This window comes from uncultured Tateyamaria sp. (assembly GCF_947496075.1).
In the GTDB taxonomy this organism is placed as follows: Bacteria; Pseudomonadota; Alphaproteobacteria; order Rhodobacterales; family Rhodobacteraceae; genus Tateyamaria.
Genome location: NZ_CANMBJ010000006.1, coordinates 742,097 through 763,123, shown reverse-complemented (window position 1 = coordinate 763,123; position 21,027 = coordinate 742,097). Strand labels below are relative to the sequence as shown.

The following is a 21,027-nucleotide window of genomic DNA, read 5'->3' as shown; positions in this document are numbered from 1 at the left end:
GATATGCGCATCCAGCCCATCGTTTTCAAGTGGGGGCGTGGAATTCGGCAAGAACCCCTGTCGCCCTTGATGCACAAAGGCGCCCCCGTCCCAGCGGGACTTAGGCCAGTTCGACCTCGGCGCCAGCTGCTTCCAGCTTGCCTTTGATCTCTTCGGCTTCGTCTTTGCCGCAGCCTTCTTTGATCTTGCCACCGGCTTCGACCAGGTCCTTGGCTTCTTTCAGGCCCAGGCCTGTGATGCCGCGGACTTCCTTGATCACGTTGATCTTGGAGGCGCCAGCGTTTTTCAGGACGACGTCGAATTCCGACTTTTCTTCCTCAGCTGCAGCGCCAGCGCCGTCAGCAGGACCAGCCATCATCACAGCGCCGCCAGCGGCGGGCTCGATGCCGTACTCGTCCTTGAGGATGGTTTTCAGTTCTTGTGCTTCCAGCAGGGTCAGACCAACGATCTCTTCTGCCAGTTTCTTCAGATCAGCCATTTTATCAGCTCTTTCCGTTTACAGTGTGTTCCAACGTGCGCGATGTCCGCACGCCAATCAGACAATGCCTTAGGCCGCCTTTTCCTCGATGGTCGAGAGAACGGAGGCGATGTTGCTTGCAGGTGCGCCAATGGCCCCGGCGATGTTCGATGCAGGTGCGCCAAGCATGCCCGCGATGGTGCTGATAAGCTCCTCGCGCGAAGGCATCTTCGACACAGCCGTCACACCGGCCCGGTCCAACGCGTTCTCACCCATGGCCCCGCCCAGGATCACGAACTTGTCGTTTTCCTTGGCAAAGTCCTCGGACACCTTGGCGGCTGCCACGGGGTCTTCGGAAAAGGTCAGAACGGTCATGCCCGTCAGGTAATCACCGATGCTTTCGCATGGCTTCCCGTCCAGGGCGATCTTGGCGAGCCTGTTTTTTGCAACCCGAACAGAAGCTTCCGCGTCACGGGCACGTGCGCGCAGGTCCTGCATTTCGGCAACTGTCAGACCGGCGTAGTGGGCAACCACGACGACGCCAGAGCTTTCAAAGATCTGGCCGAGTTCCTCGACCACTTTCTCTTTCTGGGCTCTATCCACAGTTTTCTCCAAATTTGGGGGCCTTGATGGTCCCCGGCTCAGTTTGCACCGGATCACTCCGGCGGTTTGGTCCTCGAAATACACGGGTCCAAAGCCGCCCGAGGCTCGACAGAGCATCTGAGCTTAACGTGGCCTGTTCCCGCCTCGGGCAGGAATTATGACTGGCATATCCCAGTCACCCACCGTCTCGGACGAAATGAGGGCTTGCCGAATCACACGGAAGCCCTCGCAGGTTGGTTAGTCGGTTTGGGGCGGAATGCCAAGGGGGTAAGGGTGTTTGGGGCGGTTTGGGCAGGGTGTGGCTGGATCGAAACGACCGGGAGCGCAGAAAGCCAACGTTGCAAAGTTTGCGTGTATGTCCGCAGCGAGCCCATATTGTCAGGTGCTGCGTTTCGAACAAACGTCCGCTCTGAGCCCAAATAGCTTTATGCTGCACGATGCACTAATGGCGGCGGAGTGCAGGAAGCGGACTTTGCAAATTTTGACAAACGGCCCAAAGCCGCCGTTCGATCATTGAATTTGATGCTGCGATTGCAGCCTGGATAGCCGACATTCGATGGGCCAGCGGCATATTGCGGCGGAGAGCTTTAGGACACCAAAACGAGTACTTGATTTCGAAGCGACGTTGTAGAGACTAATCGACAACCTGGGAGCGCACCAAAAGCGATGAAGTCTGTTACTGTGTTAGCCCGCGTGTTGGGAGCTTTGACGCCAGTTCTAATTGGTGTTGCCATAGGCATCGTCCTTGCGCTTGGCTTTTTATTTCGCGCGGAGTGGTTGTTAGAAGGAAGCGTTTGGGTTGGATTTGCAGGAGCAACGTTTGCGTTATTCCTTTTTGCAGTCTTTCGAAGCCTGACACGCTCATTTTCAGATTTGCGAGGCAACTCGGAAAGTAAGTCAGATCAAGACATCTTTGAGAGCCTCTTGGGAGAGATCCTACCAAATTCCTCCCAGCTTTCGGGTTCTCGTGACGAAATTCTGACACGAGTGAGAGCTATTTCGAAAACCGTCATGAGCTTCTGGGGAGCGACAATAGCAATTGGCTTCTGTTTCACGGCAATAGGCGCTGTAATTGCTACCATCACTGCGTTGGCGGCGATCCGGCAGGTTGACAGGCTCGACAAACAAAACGAGTTGATTGACTTGCAGATATCGATAGCTAAGTCGGCCAGAAGTTCAGCAGTTTTTGCGGCACAGATGCCTAGTCTAATGGACGAAATGTACCGGGAAAGGGCGGAGCAAAGCTTATGGACACCAAGCCAAAGCCTGCAGGCTAGGATCCAAGCTTTAATTTACTCCCTTGAGCCTTATCAGGTAGACAACCAAGTCGCTGAAATAATTGGTCAAATGCAGTTGAGTGTGGAAAAAAGTGAACTAGGCGAGATGGTTCCGGGTGACCTTGAAACGCTTGCGGGGCAAGATCTTAGTAATTCAACTTATAGTCCAGAACGAGGTCAGTTGCTTCAACTCCTAATATCTGCGGGGGTGAATTTCGACGAGTTGTCTGTACCTTTCCAGATCCCTGACGCCGATCTCAGCTCCCTCAAACTTGTTGGTAGCATAGACCTTTACCAGCAAGAACTTCGCAGCCTAGGAAAGACTGTTTTAACTGGTGCGAACCTTCGAGGGACAGATTTTGTTGGGATCGATGCAACTGGTGTCGACTTTTCGGGATCAGTGTTTTCTAGCATCGATCTACTCGCGACGGTTTCATCGCCTTGGTTCAGCGCTGATCACGCAACCTTCGAGCGAACAGGTGGTCCAACACTAGGAAACATTGTTGTCATCTCAGACGACACAGATGCAAATCACATCATGAACGGTCTACACCGCACTTGGGTCAACTGGAGCGACGAGGATTATCGAATTACTGTACAGCTCTTACCTGTTGCCGATGATGTAAACTTCAACTCTTGGATACACCCATATGATGACGGCACCTCCACTCTGTCATTCTTGTTCTGGGAGAAGATCTTAGCTTTCAAAATCAGTACGGGACAGTCAGTTTATCTATTTGGGGATAAGAACTTCTACCCAACTCCCTTTGATGTAGCTTATCGATACAAACAAGAAGCGACCCAGTCAGAGGGCGGTTGTGCGGAGACCTCATGGGCATATTGGTACCTGCGGGATAGGGTCCAAACGGGCCAACCATTGTTGGCCCCGAACGGTGAACACATACTTACCGGCACCCGGTTTCCACTCTCCAACCAACAGATTGAATGTCTAAATTCTGATTTCGAGCGTACCGGCAGCGCTACAACAAACTATCAATGGGTCAGGAAATACGATGAGTTCGAGGTTGAGCGACCTGCTCCCGACGGGTTCTGGGAATGAATCCATAGCCAACTGAAGTTCTTTGATGCGCAGCTGCAGAATTATGCGTCCGGCCCATTGCGGTCATTGAGCCGGTCGAACTGCTGCTGCGGTGCAGCACGCCGAACCGGACGTTGAACGGCCCAAAGATCAGGGGCGTTTTGGGCTGACGTTACGGAGCTAGTATGGCTAAGTTGCGGTGACATTTCAGACGTTCTTGGACGAGAAAATTACTCATGAGAGATGATTTTACTGCGACAACTAAGCGACTTTTGGCAGAACGTGCGGGCTACAGATGCAGTAATCCAGATTGTAGAAAAACCACCGTTGGTCCATCTACAGCCGACCAAGCCAAGTCGATCTCTCAGGGGGTTGCAGCACATATCTGCGCAGCTCAAGACAATGGACCGCGCTATAACTCCGAGCAAACCGCCCTTCAGCGTAAATCTGCTAGTAACGGGATTTGGCTTTGCGGTGCTTGTGCAACGCTCATCGACAAGAACAACGGAGCCGACTTTAAAGAGTCAGTGCTTCAAATATGGAAAGAGTTACACGAAGAGGCTGTCTTCTCCGAACTGTCAACTGGACAGTCTGACATAGGGTTAACTGGTTGGTGCGAAGAAGAAAACGGCAGTTGGATCCTGCGTATCAAAAACCCAACTACGGCTCCATTTCTTGATTGCGTTGCGAGAGCATACCGTGTGGAAAATTTCGATGAGCCTTTCGCTGACATAGAGGTCGTGTTTGGCACAATTCCACCTCGTCAAACAATCAGTGATGCGGTGCCGTACGAGAACCTCGAGAGTTCTATGTTCGGTCACCCTGTTGTGGAAGTCGAATACACAGACGTGAATGGTATTGACTGGTTACGAGAGCGCACAGGCCGAATTCGAAAAATTGAATTTAGAAGACCGTTTGATTGAGGTGTCATGGTCGGCCCATAGCCGACTTTCAGCACACGACTTCGATGCTGCAGTCGCAGCCCGCATAGCAGACATTGGCCTCACCCAAGCAGTAATCGCGTTCATGGTCAGCCAGTGTAAGCACAAGCTTTTATCTGGTCTTTTCGGCTGAGCGCCAGCTTGCGTATATACGATCAAGTAATCGGGTCAGGTAGGGAACAACAAAGAGGCTCATTGCAGGGACCATAAGGCCGGTCAAAACAAGCGTCCTGAAGGCCAGCGGCCAATGCTCAAGCATTCCTTCAAAAGCAAACAGCAGGGCCGAGATTGTTGGCCATGCTGCCGCCCAGGTGATCAGAACCGACCGCATGTCATGCCGCCAATGCCGCTGCGTTGTCTTCCAGATGTGCGATGGTCGTCGTTCCCGGAATGACAAGAACGTTCGGTGCGCGCGCCAACAATGTGCGGAGCGCATCACTGGGATTGACCGCCGCACCCTGCTTCATCGGGTTCGCACCCAAGGGTCCGTGTGGGACAAAGGCGATGCCCTGATCATTCAACCAGTCAATCATATCTTCGAGGGCCTCATCGCGTGCGTCGGCAGGCGAGTACCGGTTCTGGACAGCCGCTATAGGCGCGACGCGCAAAGCTTCCTCGACTTGTGAACGGGACACGTTCGACAGGCCTATCATGTCGATCTTCCCCGTCTGGCGCATCTCTTCAAGCGCAGCCACACTTTCAGAGATTGGCGTGATGCCGTCTGGCGCATGCACGTAGTAAAGATCGATCTTGTCTGTTCGAAGATTGTCTAAGCTTTCATCAAGATGCCGCTTCATGGTTTCAGCCGATGTGTCTCGACTGATGCTGGTGGCGGACTTCTCCACACCACCCTTGGAGGCGATGAACATCTCACCGTAGCTGCCATCGTCATCGACCAAGGCGTCTGCAATCAGCCTTTCGTTGTCATGAGGTCCATATGCCCGGGCTGTGTCGATATGGGAGACACCAAGATCACGGGCGCGTCGCAATAGTTCAATGCCGCCCTGCCAATCGGCGTAGGGCCCAAAGTTACGCGGCTGACCGGTCAGGCGCATTGCGCCATATCCGATGCGATCTACGGTCCGCCCGTTCAGGAAAGTGAAGGTCGTGTTCAGATCGTTTGTCATGTCGTGGTTCCTTTCGTTTGTGTTGCAAGGAACATACCCACCGGAGTGAACAACGGTAGTAGCATGAAAAGTAACACTGCTATACGATAGGCGTATGAGCACTCGTTTTGACCGCCTCACCCTGCTTGAGACCTTTGTTCGGATTGCGGAACGGCAATCGCTGTCCGGCGCTGCACGTGATCTCGGCACATCTCAGCCGTCAGTATCCCGACAACTCGCCGCACTCGAAGAACGCCTCGGTGTCGTTCTGGTGCGGCGCACAACACATGACGTGACACTGACCCCTGACGGTCTGGCGCTGCTGTCAGATGCGCGCCGCATGTTCGGAGAATGGGAGGCCATCGAAGATCGTCATAGCGAGAATGACGAACTGAAAGGCACGATCCGGGTCATCGCGCCAGTCGCATTGGGCCAACGGCTGTTCATTAAAGCAGCGGCCAAGTTCATGAAGCAACACCCGAACATAACGATCGATTGGCAGTTGCGCGATGACACCATTCGCTTTGCCGAGGAAGGGTGTGATTGTTGGCTCAAGATCGGCCCCGTGCCCGATGAGACGCTCGTTGTTCGAGAGTTGACGCGGGTGGAGCGCCTTGTCGTCGGAACACCGGACTGCTTGGCGCGACATGCTGGAAGTGATGTCGATGCACTGCCCTGGCTGACACTTGGTCCCTTCGAAGGGAACCGGATCGAACTGTTTGATGAAAACGATGCCACTCGGACATTTAACGTCCGACCGAAACTGGCAAGCGACAACATCTTTGCCGTCTATGAAGCGGCAATGCAGGGCATCGGCATCGCCATCCTACCGCATTGGTTTGTGGCGTCAGACCTCAAACATGGAACCTTGACCGATGTAGCACCAAGCCTGAGAGCTGCGCGTTTGCCGGTGAATTTAGCTTTGGCTTCAGGAACGAAGCGACCCGCCCGCGTCGAGCGCTTTTGCAATGCGGTCCAGGACTGGTGCAATGCACAACTTCTTGTCGATACATGAAGTAGACGAAATGGCGTCCCCTGTCTCTTTGCACTACGGCAAATCTAGTACGGCCCATTCCTGTCATTTATCGACCGATCAAGATGCTGCGCTCGCAGCCCGTATTCCGGTCATTCGCTGCATGTGCAAAATATAACTTCTGGCTAGCTCACAAATCGCGGACACAATCGATGGCTTTCGGCCTATGTTAGCCGCCATTCGCCGCGACCCTAACTCTGTGCTTGCTTGAGCTCACACATCGATGGACAACCTCCGGGCAGGGGCACGACTTTGTGCGACGCCGGTCTTCTCCAATATCGGCGACGGCAAGACCTATAGGTTCGAAACCGATATTCCGCTGGTTTGGGAAGACGTGCCCAGGCTGTACGAACAATATGCAACTCCGGTGGGTACGATCCTCGCGCTCACATTGCAGGCTGAGCGGTCTCGTCCTCTGCCATTCCTTTAAAGACGTGCTCCGTTTCCAGATCCATCGGGAAGTAGAGTTCGATCTTCAACGAGCCGAGCGCAACATCTTCGGGCGTTCCGAATTGGGCGATTGTCGCGAACAGGGACAGCCTTTGATCGCCCTGAACGACGATCGTCGGAATAACCGGTGTTCGAGCGGGGTCAATCGGTTTCAGGGCCTTCTCAAGGTGCGCAATGACGGGACCAAACTCCGGAATGCCGCCTTCAGATGCGCTCTCGGTTCGGAGCCGCTTCGCGGCGTGATGGGCGACCTCGGGCCAGTTCTCCACCACGGTCGGAAGCGCGTCCGACACCATGAGGTCCAGCAGGCTGTCGCCGACGCCGATTCCGAAGGATGAGAAAAGCGCCAGTGCGGCAGGGTTGGCCATGCGGATCGTCCAGAGGCGATCAACGGCGAGGCCGGGCATAGGCATGTGATTGGCAAGCGTCGTTTCAATCGCAGCGCGAACCGGGTCCATCTCTTCGGCGGTCCAATCCGCAGACCGATACCGCGCGGCAAAACCGGCGGCCGTCAGCATTTCGTTCCGGGCCTCTAGTGGAACTTCCAGCGTCTCACCAAGCCGCACGACCATTTCGCGACTTGGCCGCGCACGACCGGTTTCGAGAAACGACAGATGGCGAGAGGAAATGCCCGCCTCGTTTGCCAGGTCGAGTTGCGAGAAGCGCCGTAGGTTTCGCCAATGGCGCAATGTGTTGGGGAAGGTTTGCATGTCCGGAAGGTATACGCCGCATCCTGAGCTGTCACTTACCTCCAAAGTAATTGCTGAGGTCCCTCGTGCTTCATAGCAATGGGGCGAAATACATATGGAGTGTGCAAGACATGTTCGGCCACGCAGCACATAAGTTCTGGATGAAATTCTCGGGCGGCGCGCTCATAGGGTTCGGGATATTGGGCTTTTTCGGCACAATGCCGGCGACCAACGAGCCGTTGCGATGGGGCCTCGACTTGCTGTCGTGGCCGCTGGACGGCTTCCCGTCCTACGAGTCGCGCGAGACATGGTTCTTGTCCGCGCTGTCCGGTGGCTTCCTCACCGGCTGGGGCGTGACGATGTACTGTGTGTCGCTCTGGCTCTACGACCTCGACGGCGAGCGCTGCCGCAAGACCGTCTTTGCGGGGCTGCTCGGCTGGTTCCTTGTAGACAGCTCAGGGTCGATCACCTCGGGCAATTGGGAGAACGCGGTCTGGAACATCCTCGTTCTGGTCATACTGGTCGGTCCGATGTGGCGACCGGCTCAAAGCACCGCTTGACGAGAAAGGATACCACCATGGCACAATTTCGCCTGCTTCTCATTGCGATCACGGTTGTGATCGTCGTGTTCACCATCGCCGCTGTTGCGAACGACGGATGGAACCTCCTGCCACACTTCTTCGGCCCGATCTTCGCGCTCACGTGGCAAGGTCAGTTCAACGTGGACTTCACGACCTACTTGATCTTGTCGGGTGTCTGGATGGCCTGGCGCGGTGGCTTCACCGGCGGCAGTATTGGATTGGGTCTCCTCGCACCGCCGTTAGGCATTCTCTTCTTAGCGCCTTACCTGATTTACTTGATTGGAAAATCCGGCGGAGATCCCAAGAGACTCCTCCTGGGTGTTCACGTCGATTGAGTTGTGTGAATTTACGCCGCCATTGCCTGCCCGTTTTTTGGACATAGCGAAGCTCGCGATACCGATCGTTCATCATCAGTCCTCTTTGCTTGCGGAATGGAATTGGCGCACTAACAAAAAGCCATGCCGCGCTTTATCTGCGCGGCACGGCCTATTCTCCCGCCAAAGTCCGTACGGACACATTCAAAGAACTTCACCGCCATAAATCTCTGCCAGGTTTTCAGCGCTTCCTTCCATGAACATCGGCATCATCTTGGACATCATCCAGCCTTGCATACTAGTGGTCTCAAAATACCGCCGCATATGCATGATTGAGCCGCCTTCAGCTGGCGTCACGATCACGACCCCTCGGTGGCCTTCAAAGGCATCAGGTGCCCAGAGTGGCTTCGCAACCATGGAAGACTCGGGGTCGAGGTGTACGATTTCGTCTGTTTCGCCTTCCTTGTAAGAGACAAAAGAACCAACACCAAAATTCCCAGCTTCCCTCGCTGAATTGTCAATCACAACGTTCTCAGGTGGAGGGGATACCCAATCGGAGTAGTCTTCGAACGCCGCGACAATCGCCATGGCTTCCGACGGTGTCATGGGTAGGAATACCTTAACTTCAGCACCGAGCGGTTTGTCGGTGAAGTCTCGAACATCCAACTCCCCAAACACGTGAGTTTCGGGCGAAAGGCCAACGTTCGGGTCGCTTCTTAGTGTGGGGCTCAAACTCAGAAACCCAAATCCCCCAACGATAGCGATCACGACGAGGCCGCCAACTATTTTGAGTATCTTCTTCATTTCGTTCTCCATCTTGAGCGTGGCGGCGACCCGCCACACCCGGCTTTTGATTTCATTGGGTTATGCAGGCACGGCACCAGCAGCGGACGGGGAGTTGTGCTTGACGCCTTTGCTGTCGATCTTGCCGCCGGTCTTGAGGTGGTGCTCAAGGCTCTCCAGCATCAGCGACACGCGCTTTTTCATCATCGGCTTCATCATGAGATTTCCCATAATCGCGCCGAGAGGGCCCATGCCGATTTCGATGTCCATCTCCACGATGACGTCGGTGCCGTTGCCACTTGGGCTCAGGCGGATGACGGACTTGCCGCCCTTCATGGGTTTGGGGGTTTCGCTCAGCGTCATGTGAATGGCGCGACCGTCCTCGATCTTGGTGATTGTCTCAACGATGGACGTCTTGTCGACGAACTCGCAGCGGCGCTTGGCGCCCACGCCCTCATTGTTCTGGCTGAGCAGCGGGGAACGGACGACCCACGGCTGAAAGCGCCAGATGCCGCCCCAGTCGTTGAAGGCTGCCCAGATGTCTTCCGCCGACGCATTCACGCGTTTTGTCATTTCTGCATGCATGTTTTTGTTCCTTCTAGGTTTAAGGGTGAGTTGCGCGGGACACGCGCTTACGCAGTCGCTTCTGCGAATTCGTCACCGGACAGGGCATAGGCCGCCATCGCGTCATCGATCTCGGTTCCGACCAAATGGTTGGTGTAATTGGAGAATGTCTTGCACGCGATGGCGAGGATTACCCCAAAGACGTGCTGATTGGTGAAACCGGCGGCCAGAAAGCGGTCCACATCGTCTTTCTCGACCGCCCCCCGCAAGAGAGTCATTCTGCGGGTGAACTCGGACAAGGCACCAAGCCGGTCGTCTGCAGGCGTGTCGCCCTTACGCAGCGCCTCCAGCGCGTACTTCGGAACGCCAGACATCACGTCCGCCAGCATGGAATGCGCGGCGGTACAGTAGTGGCAATCGTTTGCCTGACTGATCGTGAGGAAGACCGTCTCCTGCTCGGCAGGCGTAAAACCCGCCGTTTCACGGAATGCTGCATAACTTGCGGAGTACTGCTCCAGAACGGCGGGCAGGTTCGCCATGGCCGCGTACATGTTCGGGACAAAGCCAAGCTGGCCGCGGGCACCAGCAAGGATACCCGCTGCGGCGCCTTCTGCGGTGTCGGGCGTCTTGAGCTCAACTGAGATGAGTGGTGGCTTGGGCATAGCGCGAAATCCTCCGGGGCTTGATGCTGCGAATGTGGCGTCACGACTTCTCCCTTGCCACGTTCAATTTCGCACCGGTCAGTTCCAATAATGGTACGTGCTGGTCTGAAATTGGTCCGTTAGGATGACGGCGTTTGCCTCAAAAACAGGAGTCGTCCGATGCGGTTTTTCAGATCGTTTGCAGTTGTGATTGCTCTCCTTTCCGGGCTGTCCGCACATGCGGATGAAGGATGGACGGACCTGGATTTGTCGAGCGCGCGGCTGATCGCGGCGCAAACGGCAGCGCCAGCAGATGGTTCGCTTCAGGTCGGCATCGACATTCGGCTCAACGATGGCTGGAAAACCTATTGGAGAACCCCAGGCGACGCAGGGTACCCGGTCACGGTGGATTGGTCGGGTTCGGACAACGCCGAACCATCCCAAATGCAATGGCCCGCACCGCATCGGTTTTCGCTGTTCGATCTCGACACCTTTGGATACGGCGAACGCATCGTCTTTCCGGTGAATGTGGATATCCCGGACCCGACACAGCCTGTTCTTTTAAACGCGGTGGTCGACTATTTGCTTTGCAAGGAAATCTGCGTCCCGCAAGTCGCCACAGTCTCTCTCACACTCGATCCCGGCACTCCGTCTGCTGGCCTGGATGCCCAGTTAATCGACCTCTACCAATCCCAGGTTCCCGGCGATGGGTCTCAATCCGGGTTGTCTCTGGACGAGGTCACCCGCTCAGACACTGGTAACAGCATCGCAGTGCGCGTCACCTCCGTTTTCCCGCTGACCGCTCCAGACGTAATCGTGGAGGGACCGGAGGACGTCCCGTTTTCCCGCCCTGCCGTTGATCTGCAAGAAGATGGGTTGGGCTTCACCGCGACGCTGGACGCCGAGACGTTTGAAGGCACGCCCGCCGACCTCTCGGGGAAAGACCTGACTCTCACCATTGTGGATGGCACGCGCGGCCTCGAAGCTCAGCTGGACACCGCAGCACTCGCCCAGGCAGCGGTCGGCATCTCTGTCTCCGCGTTTCTGGGCTTTGTCGGGATCGCCTTTGTCGGCGGAATGATCCTGAACCTGATGCCGTGCGTCCTGCCTGTGCTATCGATCAAGCTGCTCTCGGTGGTCTCTCACGGCGGACATAGCCCGGCCCGCGTCCGCCTGTCGTTCATGGCGTCTGCCATGGGCATCCTTGCGTCTTTCTGGGTTCTCGCCCTCGGGGCCGTTGCACTGCGGTCGGTTGGCGTGGCGGTGGGATGGGGCATTCAGTTCCAGAACCCCTACTTTCTCGTCTTCATGGCCATCGTCGTCACGGTGTTCGCCTACAATCTGCTGGGTATGTTTGAAATCCCGCTGCCAAAATGGATGTCCGGGACCGCGCAGATTGGCAACTCCGACACGCTCAAGGGTCACTTCCTGACCGGTGTCTTCGCCACGCTGCTCGCCACCCCGTGTTCCGCGCCTTTCGTCGGGACAGCAATCGGGTTCGCGCTGTCTTCGGGTACGTTCGAGATACTCGCTATTTTCACGGCGCTCGGTGTCGGCCTTGCTGCGCCCTTCCTGCTTGTGGCTGTGTTCCCCGGGCTTGCGACCTCGATGCCCAAGCCCGGCAAGTGGATGCTCACAATGAAGAAGGTGCTTGGGCTTGCCCTGGCGGCAACGACCGTTTGGCTTCTCTTCGTCATCGCTGGCGTTTCCGGGCAGACCTTGGCCATCGTCGTATCGGTTGGCCTTGTCGTGATGGGGGCAGCGCTTTGGACAGGCCGGTCAGTCGAAGGCCGGGGCAGCGCCATTGGGGCGACACTTGCCATTGTCGCACTGGCCCTGATGTTCAGCCCCAGCGTGATCACTTCGTCGCAGGCCGGTGCCTCCTCTGTGGCGACAGCCGATTTCGGAGTCTTCTCCATCGCAGAGCGAGACCGTCTCGTCTCGGCGGGCGAGATCGTCTTCGTCGATGTGACAGCGGATTGGTGTATCACGTGCCAGGTCAACAAACGCGTCGCCCTGAGCGATGGCGAGGTGCGCGCGGCATTGGAAGCAGAAGGTGTAGCCCCCCTGCAGGCCGATTGGACGCAGCGCGACGACAGCATTCTTTCGTACCTGACGAGCCACGGCCGCTACGGCATCCCATTCAACGTGGTTTACGGACCTGGGGCTCCTGAAGGGATCGTGCTGCCCGAGCTTTTGAGCCCCGGCGCCGTCCTGGACGCCCTTCGCGAAGCGCAAGGCTAAGCGCCGCGCCCTTCGATGAGGTCAAGCTTGTCGGACACAACGTCGTATAGATACTCGCGGAAACTCCGAAGTCGTACGCTGTCCCGCAGGTCCGGATGGGTCAGAACCCAAAGTGTCGTATGAGGAACTGGTCGCGCGTCGGGCACTCGCTGAAGCGCCGGATCTAGGTCGCCCATCATGCATGGAAGGAAGGCCATACCGAGGCCACGCTTGGCAAAAGCCATCTGGACAAACACGTCGTCGAAACTGCCCATGACCGGCATCGGCTCCAGCCCCGCCGAATGAACCCATTTTGGATACTCGACAACGTCATCCCATCCCAGCCAGCGCCCATTTCGATTGGGTCCTGAAAAGGTATGTGCCTCGATGTAATCGGTCGAAGCATAGGCACAGGACGCTTGTGTCGCCAGGTTACGCCCAACCAGGTAGTCAGGCGGCGAATTACCCCGTGACGTAAAACGCATTGCAATGTCAGCTTCCCGCTTTGACAGATCAAGAAGGTCCTCGGTTATATCGAGGATCAGGTTAACGAGTGGGTTTTGCTCAACGAAGCTGGCTAGGTCGTCGGTCAGAACGCAAACAGCCATTGGTAGCGGAAGAGTAAAGCGGACGTCGCCGGACAGCTCGCGGTCGCGCCCCGCGACGGACCGTTCGGCCGAATGCATTGTTTCTTCAATCGTTCGGGCAGATCCGAGCAGGTCTTCACCCGCCGAGGTGATCAGTAAGCCGTCCGGCGTCCGGTCGAACAAGCGGGCCTTCAACGCAAATTCAAGCGCATCCATCCTGCGGGATACAGTGGAGTGCGCGACCTTCAGGCTCTCTGATGCACCGCGGATCGAACCCGCACGCGCGACGGCGAGAAAGACCTTCAAATCGTTCCAATCGACAGACAACGTTAAGATCACCTTTGGTTTAAAATCTGTATTTTTCGCGTGTGGATGTCACACTTCAAAACGTAGCAGGCGTTCCATTTTTCGTCCAGTGTGGCCCTCAAACGGAACATGAGGTGCATTTTCGACTAGTGTAGCTTCGTGCGCAGGTACCCAACCAGGAGGATTCCATGCGCCTGATTTCTAATCTCACGACAACTGCCGCCGTTCTGGCCGTTGCCACAAGCCTCGCGGCTACCGCACCCGTTGCGGTCGCTCAGGATATTCCACCGCGTGTCGTCGGTGCGGTCATGGTCGACGAACTGACTATGGCACCCATGCAGTTCGCAATCGAGGTCGAACTCGCCGCCTCGCCCGCTGACGTTTTTGCCTTCGTCTCTGACAGCAACAACGTTGATGACATGATCGGCGTGGTGTCCAGTGTCTCCGTGTCCGGCGACGGTATGTCCCGTGACCTGACACTCGCGGATGGTACGGTGGTGACCGAAACGATCCTCGTGAACAATACAGGCAAAATGTCTTTTGCCTACAGCTTGCCCGGCGACAACCCATTGGGCTTGTCCAACCACCTTGCCGTGATGCAGGTACGCCCCGCTGAAGAACGCGAAGGCGCAGTCCTGTCCTGGCAGCAGTATTTCGACGGCGAGACCTCCGAGGAGGTGATGGCGCTTTATACCGAAGCTGCGGCAAGCCTCACTGACCGATTTGGCGGCTACTCCAGCGGGATGCACAGCGGGATCGCCGATGTCACGTTGACCCACACCCGGATGTTCAACGTATCGGCGCAGGCCGTCTGGGCTGAGGTTGCCGAAAACTACGCAGGTGCCCACGAATGGTCGAGCGTGATCGAGTCCATCGAATTCGAGGACACGGATGGAAAAGTCGGCGACGTACGCGCCTGTTTCATCCCCGGGCTTGGGGGCGCGACCCGTGAGATCATCACACGCTACGACGAAGACAATCTCACCTATGCTTACACGATCGAAGCAGGCATGCCTCCGTTTGTGACCACCAACGAGGCCGAGTGGAGCGTCAAACCGATTGATGAAGATTCGTCTGAAGTCACGGTGTCCATCGTCTTCGAAAGCGCACCGGGCGTACCGCCGCAGGCTGTCGCTTTCGCGCGGACGAGCTTCTTCATGTTCGCCGGCTTCGGGATCGACGATCTCAAGTACTTCCTTGAGAATGGTACGCCCTACGCGCGCCAGTTCCCGTCTTAAAACTGATCGCCAAGGGGGTCGAACATGCGCAAAATACTATCTCTTCTGCTAGCAGTCGGCTTGTCGATCCCCTTCGCTGCCGTGGCCCCCAAAGGGGCCGCGGCGCAATCTGACGCGGACATCATCACGCTCGTGACCGATCAGGGTGAGATCGATGCACGGATCATACGAGAGGCGGACACACCCGGCGCCGCGCTCATCATCGGCCTCCATGGTTACGGCATGGACGCCAAGCAGATTGAAACACTCGTCAATATTGAGCCAAACACAGACCACTCCTTTGTTGCCTTGAACGCGCCGGTGCCCGTGGAGGGCGGAGGGGGCGCCTGGTTCCCTCTCGACGATAGCTCCGGCTCCGTCGCGGTAGATCCGGACAATGTGCGCTTGAGCGCTGATTGGGTTGCCAGCGCGACTGCGGCCCTGGTTGCCGAAACCGGCGCGGACCCGGAGCACGTCTACATCGTCGGTTTCAGCCAGGGTGCGTCGATGGCGCTTGGTCTTGCGTTGACCCATCCCGATCTCGCGGCAGGCTACGTTGCTTTTGCGGGTGGGTTGCCGCCCGAGGTCCGAGCAGAAGATTGGACCGTCGAAGGCGGCGCGCCCGTACTTTTAGGGTACGGCACACGCGACGCACGATTTAGCGCCGAGGAACTGGATGCTACAGTCGCCACGCTTTCAGATGCTGGGTTGTCCGTCCAGCTCGAAACCTTCCCAGTCCCCCATGTCGTCAGCGGGGCGGGACGCCGCGTTATTGCCTCCTGGATAGACGACCGGATCGCCGGTGTGCCAGTGGCACGAACCCGGCCACTTCCCATTGCGGTCACAGCTGCGCCGGACGCTGGCGGTGAGCCGGATGCCGTGATTGCCGAAGCTTTGGCCGCGGCTGAGGCGCGAGGCGGCTATTTCGGGAACCCCGACGGCGATCTTGTGATCTACAAATTCTTCGATTTCAACTGCTCGATCTGCCGCATCGCGCACCGTCAGATGGACCGGTTCTTGTCGCAGATGCCCGATAACACGCGGGTGGTCGCGGTGGACGTTCCGTTGATTGGTCCCGGATCGCGCGAAGCCGCGGCGTTGACGTTCTCGATCGCAAAGCCGGAAGACTATAACCGCGCCTACCACGCGCTCATGGATGGCCGGGGCCAGATGACGGGCGCCCGCGCGCTCCGCGAGCTTGAAGATCTCGGGATCGCTGTCGGTATCGCAGATACCGAGGCTGCAATTGGCGCATACCAGAACAACATGCGGGTCAACACAGCGGCGATGCGCGCGCTTGGTCTCGTGGGAACGCCGGGATTCTTCGTCCGTTTGCCAGATGGCCGCGAACAGATGTTTACCGGCTGGGACGCGCAGGCAATTGCGGCCTTCGCTGGCGTAACCCTGCAATAACCCCAGACACTTGCCGGAGGCCCCAGATATGACCGAAGCACTGTATTTCAAAACAGATGACTTGGGTGCGGCGCAAACGCTCTTGTCCCAGGTCCGTCAACGCTCGACCACACTGGTCGAGCCGCTCTCTCCCGAAGATGCCATGCTGCAGTCTATGGAAGATGCCAGCCCGGCCAAATGGCATTTGGCCCATACCACTTGGTTTTTTGAGGAATTTATCCTTCGGCCAACTGTCGAAGACTACGTCTCGCCCGACGACCGTTTCGCGTTCCTTTTCAATTCCTACTACGTTCAAGCAGGTCCACGGCATGCCCGTGACAAACGCGGTCTGATTTCGCGCCCTTCCCTGCAGGACGTTCACACCTATCGCGCTCATGTCGATGCGTCGCTCGACAGGCTTCTCAACTCAGGGCGGGATGAGCTGGTCGATATCGCGGCGTTGGTAGAACTTAGGTGTCACCACGAGATGCAACACCAGGAGTTGCTGGTGACGGATCTGCTTCATGGCCTGTCCCATAACCCTTTGATGCCGTCCTATCGCCCACCCGAACCGCTCCCGATTGTCCAGGCACCAGAGCTGGAATTCATTGGCCATGCCGGTGGCCTCGTGGAGGTCGGCTATACAGGCGATGCATTTCACTACGACTGTGAAAGCCCTAGACACCCGTCCCACCTGGCCCCATATGCGCTAGCAAACCGCCCAGTCACAAACCGCGACTGGATCGCCTTCATCGAGGACGGAGGATACGACACACAGACCCTGTGGTTGTCCGACGGCTGGGCAACGCGCCAGCGGGAAGGCTGGGATGCGCCGCTTTATTGGTGGCGACAGGATGACGAGTGGTGGTCGTTTACCTTGCGCGGCGCACAACCCGTTGCCCTCGGCTCTCCGGTTGTTCATGTCAGCTACTACGAGGCGGATGCATTCGCACATTGGGCAGAAGCGCGTCTGCCCACAGAGGCAGAACACGAGGCGGCATTCCGCAACCGGCCGATCGAGGGCAACTTCGCGGATACCAACGCTTTCCGTCCGCTGCCCGGCGACGGCGTCTGGGGCGACGTCTGGGAATGGACGCAGAGCCCCTACACCCCTTACCCCGGGTTCCGCGCCCCTACTGGCGCCATCGGCGAATACAATGGCAAGTTTATGGTCAACCAGTTCGTCTTGCGCGGAGGATCCTGCGCAACACCGCGCGAGCAGATGCGACCGACCTATCGGACGTTTTTCTATCCTCATCAGCGCCGGCAGATGCTTGGCCTTCGGTTGGCAAAGGACGCGTGATGTTAGACAAGCCGATAGTCAAGAACGAGGCGCTCCTGTCCGCGGCGCTGGACGGTCTTCAGCGGACCCCGAAAGAGCTACCAAGCAGATGGTTCTATGACACCGAAGGCAGCCGCCTGTTTGAGGAGATCACGCAACTCCCAGAGTACTATCCCAGTCGGACTGAAACGCAGATATTGCGGTCAAACGCGGGCGAGCTTGCCACGTCAATTGCGTCGGGCGGAGCGCTTGTCGAGCTTGGCAGCGGCTCAAGCGTCAAAACCCGCATCCTGCTCGACGCTGCGCGGCAAGTTAGCCGCTATGTGCCGGTCGACATAGCAGACGACTTCCTACAGCAATCTTCGTCCAGTCTGGCGACGGAATACCCACACCTGACCGTGCAACCGGTCGTCGCCGATTTCACTGGACTACTTGGCTTGTCAAAAGACCTGTAGGACGTTCCAAAAACGGTCTTCTTTCCCGGATCGACTATCGGCAATCTAGATCAAGATCAGGCTGTGGAGCTGCTCTCTGGCATACGGGCGTGGGACGGAATTCATCGGTTCATCCTAGGAGCTGACCTGGTGAAGCCGCCTGAGATCCTTATTCCGGCCTATGATGACGGGACTGGTGTGACAGCTAAGTTCAACCTGAACATCCTGCGCCGGCTTAACCGGGAGATTGGTGCAACCTTCGTACCGTCAACCTTCCGGCACGAGGCCCGCTGGAACGCAGATGAAAGCCGGGTCGAGATGCACCTACGCAGCGAAGTGAATCAGAGCGTAAGCATTGGTGACACGCATATTCATTTTGAGGTTGGTGAAACCATTCATACCGAGAACAGTCGAAAATACACCGAAGAAGGGCTCCATGAATTGGCGAAAGCGTCCGGCTGGAAGATCGACGCGTTCTACACCGACTCGCAAGCCTGGTTTGCTGTGATTGTGTTCTCTCCGCTTTAAAGCTTGCAAGGCTGCGATTGATCTCGGACGGCGCTGCGGAAGTGTCCCACGCCGCTCCGCTCCATTCAACTTCGATACAACAACCGATAAGGACATCCAGAGAATGACAAATCCAATCATCAAACCCACATCAACCGCCGATATTGTTGGGCTGCAAGCCGTGCTGGACGGAACTGAGCTTTTCCCGAGCGAGATGCTTCCAGATATGCTGACCCCTTCATCGGCAGGCGAAACCGAGGCGTTTTGGCTGACGTGCCACAGCAAAGATGAAGCTGTGGGCTTTTGCTACACGGTCCCCGAGGATTTTGCTGATGGGACCTGGAACATGCTTGCTCTCGGTGTGCGTCCGGACCTGCAAGGCAAGCGGCTTGGAGCGGCGCGGTCGCTGCCACAGAGCGGCACCTAAAGGACAAAGGGCAACGTATTCTAATCGTGGATACATCCGGAACAGAGGACTTCGCCCTCACACGCAAGTTCTACGCCCAAAATGGCTACAAAGAAGAAGCCCGCATCCGCGACTTTTGGGCTGACGGAGACGACAAGGTAACCTTCTGCAAGGTTCTTTGAACCGCACGCCCCTCGTCATTCAACTGGCGAGGGGCCTTCACAACCGACTTTCGTTGCGTTGCAATAGCTTGGGGGGGGTGGGCTTGATGCCGCAATCGGAGCAACCACGGCATTTTATTGGAGGGCCCAAATCACGACGAGGGAGACGGCCCAAACCGGACTCTCACATTTGGGCGGGTCGCTGCGGTGCAGCTTCCGCAAAGCCGCCGTTCGTACATTCCACAACAGTCTTGGGGCGTCCATGGCCGGCGCGTAGGACAAAGTTAAAGACAAATCGAGCAATCCTCGTAGTCGACTTCCCACCAATGGTGTCCTCTGGGTCAAGCTTTTTTGTCTACTCTTCTTCAAAGCTTCCGTGAGTTAGCTTTGGCTCATCAGTCAATTCTGAAATTTCGTCCCAGATGAATTTCCTCAATTTGTTTGGCGGCGATGGGAGTTCGTTTGCAGCCTTTAGGCCTCCTTCATATGAAGCGAGTTTTGCTAAATTTCCAGGCCAAAAAGAGCTCGTTGGGCCATGCAAGCACATAAGTGCCAAGAGGTGATCTGTATCCTTTGCCTTTAGAAAGGCTGATTTAGGTACCGACAGAAACTTTGATCCAACACCGCTACGCAAACCTGCGAGGCATGTTTTTAACGCTTTGCGGCTAGAGGCATGTTTGCGACGGATCACATCGTGATGGAAAGCGGACAATATGTATGCATCGGTGTAATAGTAATCAGCGACAATACTCCCGTCCAACTCACCATATTTCATTAGCAGTGCTCCGCCGCCGACACCTAGTCCTTCGGGAGAAAACTCAAAACCAAGGTTCTCGGCAGCCTCGATTGAAGGTCGTAGAACACTCTTCTTAATGGCCCACTTATTCGTTTTTGCATCGGAGCGAACTGACTTCAGTTGCGTTTTGATCAAGGCATCGTGGTCATCAAAAATGACGTCAAATCCATCATGATCTACTGTGTCAAAATAGGTGTTGAGGTAGTAGCCTCGCTTGGCAGCACTGGTTTTGATGTCCAAGAAAAGCTTGTTCATCAAGATAGATTCTTTTGCGTGTGAGTTTTCTGGGGCATCCAAGAATTCTACAAGGTTGCTCATGGATGTCCTTACCAAGAGTATAGTTTGTTTGGTTGCGTATAGTCATATCATTTTGTTGATGATGGAAAACCTAAGTAATCATCTTGGGTAACCTGCAGCAAATGAAAGACGTGATCAAATTGGGGATGCGAGCGTTTCAACGGCCCATACCGGACCTTCGGCGTGATCATTGAATGCTGCGGTCGCAGCCCGCACTGCTGCCATTCGCTGCGCATGCTCGATTTGTACTGCGGACGAACTCGGCCAATGGTCGTGAGATGCGTCGTGGACGATCCCAAGCCATAAGCATAGTGCTAGTAGTCATCGGTTTCCGGGACATTCCCGAGCCTGACAAGGAAGCTCGGTGATCCGACCTCACCACTGACTGGGTCTTCACTAATCATATAGGCATCGGCACCGGCACAATCCTCGGACTGGGCTTCCCGTTCCGCTCTATTCTGAGCATCTGCTGCCGTGGAATACTGAAATTGTTTGCCAATCTTCAGGCTCGTGTGCCCGTCGCGCCCTGGCTTCTGTTCCACGTATGTCTGACAGATATAGTGAACTTTTGTTGTGCTCTCGTCTGCGTGCGTCATTGGCAAATTCCTTCTGGTGTGTCCGGTCGCTCAAGCAGATTGAAAGATGCGGGCAAAACCTGGGTTGTCGCGATGTGGTCACCTTGGTTAAACCTTTCCTACGCCCCTAACGCGACGGCTTTGTCGGAGTGTTAGCTTCTCGTTCAAGGCGCGCGTTGCGAAGACGGTCGTTCTTGGCTTGGCGCTGCTCGGCCTCTTCTTCGACCATCTTGCGAACGATGCGGGTTGTCTTGTCCAATGGTGGTTCGGCATTGGGAGCTTGAGCCTTGAACACGCTTGTTTTTGTTAGTTTTGCCAAGTGATAATTTCCTCTTTGATTTCTCTTTGCCGGGCCCCAACACTGTC

The 21,027-nt window shown here is 56.3% G+C and carries 22 protein-coding genes and 1 pseudogene; 11 read left to right on the top strand and 12 right to left on the bottom strand.

Annotation, left to right across the window (positions count from 1 at the left end):
* Positions 1-100: 100 nt before the first annotated feature.
* Positions 101-478, bottom strand: a complete 378-nt coding sequence (gene rplL / locus Q1A51_RS22560; protein ID WP_299211414.1) for a 50S ribosomal protein L7/L12 — start codon at positions 476-478, stop codon at positions 101-103.
* 69 nt (positions 479-547) lie between these two features.
* The gene (rplJ, locus tag Q1A51_RS22555) at positions 548-1,060 is read right to left on the bottom strand and encodes a 50S ribosomal protein L10 (protein WP_299211411.1); all 513 of its coding nucleotides are present in this window, start codon (positions 1,058-1,060) and stop codon (positions 548-550) included.
* 666 nt (positions 1,061-1,726) lie between these two features.
* On the opposite strand from rplJ, the gene Q1A51_RS22550 reads away from it, so the two are divergent.
* Both Q1A51_RS22550 and Q1A51_RS22545 read left to right on the top strand, forming a co-directional pair.
* The gene (locus Q1A51_RS22550) at positions 1,727-3,397 is read left to right on the top strand and encodes a pentapeptide repeat-containing protein (RefSeq protein WP_299602744.1); all 1,671 of its coding nucleotides are present in this window, start codon (positions 1,727-1,729) and stop codon (positions 3,395-3,397) included.
* A gap of 215 nt (positions 3,398-3,612) precedes the next feature.
* On the top strand, positions 3,613-4,299 hold the full coding sequence (locus Q1A51_RS22545; RefSeq protein WP_299602741.1) for a hypothetical protein: 687 nt from the start codon (positions 3,613-3,615) through the stop codon (positions 4,297-4,299).
* Between the two features lie 130 nt (positions 4,300-4,429).
* Here Q1A51_RS22545 and Q1A51_RS22540 read toward each other — a convergent pair whose 3' ends face one another.
* Both Q1A51_RS22540 and Q1A51_RS22535 read right to left on the bottom strand, forming a co-directional pair.
* Entirely contained in the window at positions 4,430-4,648 is a 219-nt protein-coding gene (locus Q1A51_RS22540; protein ID WP_299602738.1) for a hypothetical protein, read from the bottom strand.
* 1 nt (position 4,649) lies between these two features.
* Complete coding sequence (locus Q1A51_RS22535; protein WP_299602734.1) at positions 4,650-5,444, bottom strand: aldo/keto reductase; 795 nt, start codon at positions 5,442-5,444, stop codon at positions 4,650-4,652.
* Between the two features lie 94 nt (positions 5,445-5,538).
* Between Q1A51_RS22535 and Q1A51_RS22530 the strand changes: the two genes are divergently transcribed.
* Positions 5,539-6,438, top strand: coding sequence for a LysR family transcriptional regulator (locus Q1A51_RS22530; protein ID WP_299602731.1), 900 nt, complete (start codon positions 5,539-5,541; stop codon positions 6,436-6,438).
* A gap of 404 nt (positions 6,439-6,842) precedes the next feature.
* Here Q1A51_RS22530 and Q1A51_RS22525 read toward each other — a convergent pair whose 3' ends face one another.
* Positions 6,843-7,616, bottom strand: coding sequence for a helix-turn-helix domain-containing protein (locus tag Q1A51_RS22525; protein ID WP_299602728.1), 774 nt, complete (start codon positions 7,614-7,616; stop codon positions 6,843-6,845).
* Positions 7,617-7,726: 110 nt separating this feature from the next.
* Between Q1A51_RS22525 and Q1A51_RS22520 the strand changes: the two genes are divergently transcribed.
* Both Q1A51_RS22520 and Q1A51_RS22515 read left to right on the top strand, forming a co-directional pair.
* Positions 7,727-8,155 carry a hypothetical protein gene (locus Q1A51_RS22520; protein ID WP_299602726.1) on the top strand — a complete coding sequence of 143 codons (429 nt, stop codon included), beginning with the start codon at positions 7,727-7,729 and terminating at the stop codon, positions 8,153-8,155.
* 17 nt (positions 8,156-8,172) lie between these two features.
* The gene (locus Q1A51_RS22515) at positions 8,173-8,511 is read left to right on the top strand and encodes a hypothetical protein (protein ID WP_299602723.1); all 339 of its coding nucleotides are present in this window, start codon (positions 8,173-8,175) and stop codon (positions 8,509-8,511) included.
* Between the two features lie 183 nt (positions 8,512-8,694).
* On the opposite strand, the gene Q1A51_RS22510 is transcribed toward Q1A51_RS22515, so the two are convergent.
* From Q1A51_RS22510 to Q1A51_RS22500, 3 genes are read right to left on the bottom strand one after another with little or no spacing between them, the layout of a single operon-like run.
* The gene (locus Q1A51_RS22510) at positions 8,695-9,294 is read right to left on the bottom strand and encodes an SRPBCC family protein (protein WP_299602719.1); all 600 of its coding nucleotides are present in this window, start codon (positions 9,292-9,294) and stop codon (positions 8,695-8,697) included.
* Positions 9,295-9,354: 60 nt separating this feature from the next.
* The gene (locus Q1A51_RS22505) at positions 9,355-9,858 is read right to left on the bottom strand and encodes an SRPBCC family protein (protein ID WP_299602715.1); all 504 of its coding nucleotides are present in this window, start codon (positions 9,856-9,858) and stop codon (positions 9,355-9,357) included.
* A gap of 47 nt (positions 9,859-9,905) precedes the next feature.
* Entirely contained in the window at positions 9,906-10,499 is a 594-nt protein-coding gene (locus tag Q1A51_RS22500; protein WP_299602711.1) for a carboxymuconolactone decarboxylase family protein, read from the bottom strand.
* Positions 10,500-10,658: 159 nt separating this feature from the next.
* Here Q1A51_RS22500 and Q1A51_RS22495 point away from each other — a divergent pair, with 159 nt between their 5' ends.
* The gene (locus Q1A51_RS22495) at positions 10,659-12,722 is read left to right on the top strand and encodes a protein-disulfide reductase DsbD domain-containing protein (RefSeq protein WP_299602708.1); all 2,064 of its coding nucleotides are present in this window, start codon (positions 10,659-10,661) and stop codon (positions 12,720-12,722) included.
* Here Q1A51_RS22495 and Q1A51_RS22490 read toward each other — a convergent pair.
* Positions 12,719-13,627 carry a LysR family transcriptional regulator gene (locus tag Q1A51_RS22490; RefSeq protein ID WP_299671535.1) on the bottom strand — a complete coding sequence of 303 codons (909 nt, stop codon included), beginning with the start codon at positions 13,625-13,627 and terminating at the stop codon, positions 12,719-12,721. The genes Q1A51_RS22495 and Q1A51_RS22490 overlap by 4 nt on opposite strands.
* A gap of 155 nt (positions 13,628-13,782) precedes the next feature.
* Here Q1A51_RS22490 and Q1A51_RS22485 point away from each other — a divergent pair, with 155 nt between their 5' ends.
* The 5 genes and pseudogenes from Q1A51_RS22485 (at position 13,783) to Q1A51_RS22465 (ending at position 18,853) form a co-directional block, all read left to right on the top strand.
* Positions 13,783-14,832 (top strand): SRPBCC family protein, encoded by a 1,050-nt coding sequence (locus tag Q1A51_RS22485; RefSeq protein WP_299602702.1) that lies wholly within the window; start codon positions 13,783-13,785, stop codon positions 14,830-14,832.
* 24 nt (positions 14,833-14,856) lie between these two features.
* A complete protein-coding gene (locus Q1A51_RS22480) occupies positions 14,857-16,224 on the top strand; it encodes a DsbA family protein (protein WP_299602698.1) in 1,368 nt (455 codons plus the stop codon).
* A 28-nt stretch (positions 16,225-16,252) separates the two neighbouring features.
* Positions 16,253-17,506, top strand: a complete 1,254-nt coding sequence (egtB, locus tag Q1A51_RS22475) for an ergothioneine biosynthesis protein EgtB (protein WP_299602695.1) — start codon at positions 16,253-16,255, stop codon at positions 17,504-17,506.
* Positions 17,506-18,447, top strand: a pseudogene (egtD, locus tag Q1A51_RS22470) (L-histidine N(alpha)-methyltransferase). The gene egtB and the pseudogene egtD overlap by 1 nt, the downstream one beginning before the upstream one ends.
* A 103-nt stretch (positions 18,448-18,550) precedes the next feature.
* A complete protein-coding gene (locus tag Q1A51_RS22465; protein WP_299602691.1) occupies positions 18,551-18,853 on the top strand; it encodes a GNAT family N-acetyltransferase in 303 nt (100 codons plus the stop codon).
* Between the two features lie 495 nt (positions 18,854-19,348).
* Here Q1A51_RS22465 and Q1A51_RS22460 read toward each other — a convergent pair whose 3' ends face one another.
* From Q1A51_RS22460 to Q1A51_RS22450, 3 genes are all read right to left on the bottom strand, one after another.
* Positions 19,349-20,107 (bottom strand): hypothetical protein, encoded by a 759-nt coding sequence (locus Q1A51_RS22460; protein WP_299602686.1) that lies wholly within the window; start codon positions 20,105-20,107, stop codon positions 19,349-19,351.
* A gap of 293 nt (positions 20,108-20,400) precedes the next feature.
* Entirely contained in the window at positions 20,401-20,682 is a 282-nt protein-coding gene (locus Q1A51_RS22455) for a hypothetical protein (protein WP_299602682.1), read from the bottom strand.
* Between the two features lie 106 nt (positions 20,683-20,788).
* Positions 20,789-20,980, bottom strand: coding sequence for a hypothetical protein (locus Q1A51_RS22450; RefSeq protein WP_299602680.1), 192 nt, complete (start codon positions 20,978-20,980; stop codon positions 20,789-20,791).
* Between the last annotated feature and the right edge of the window lie 47 nt (positions 20,981-21,027).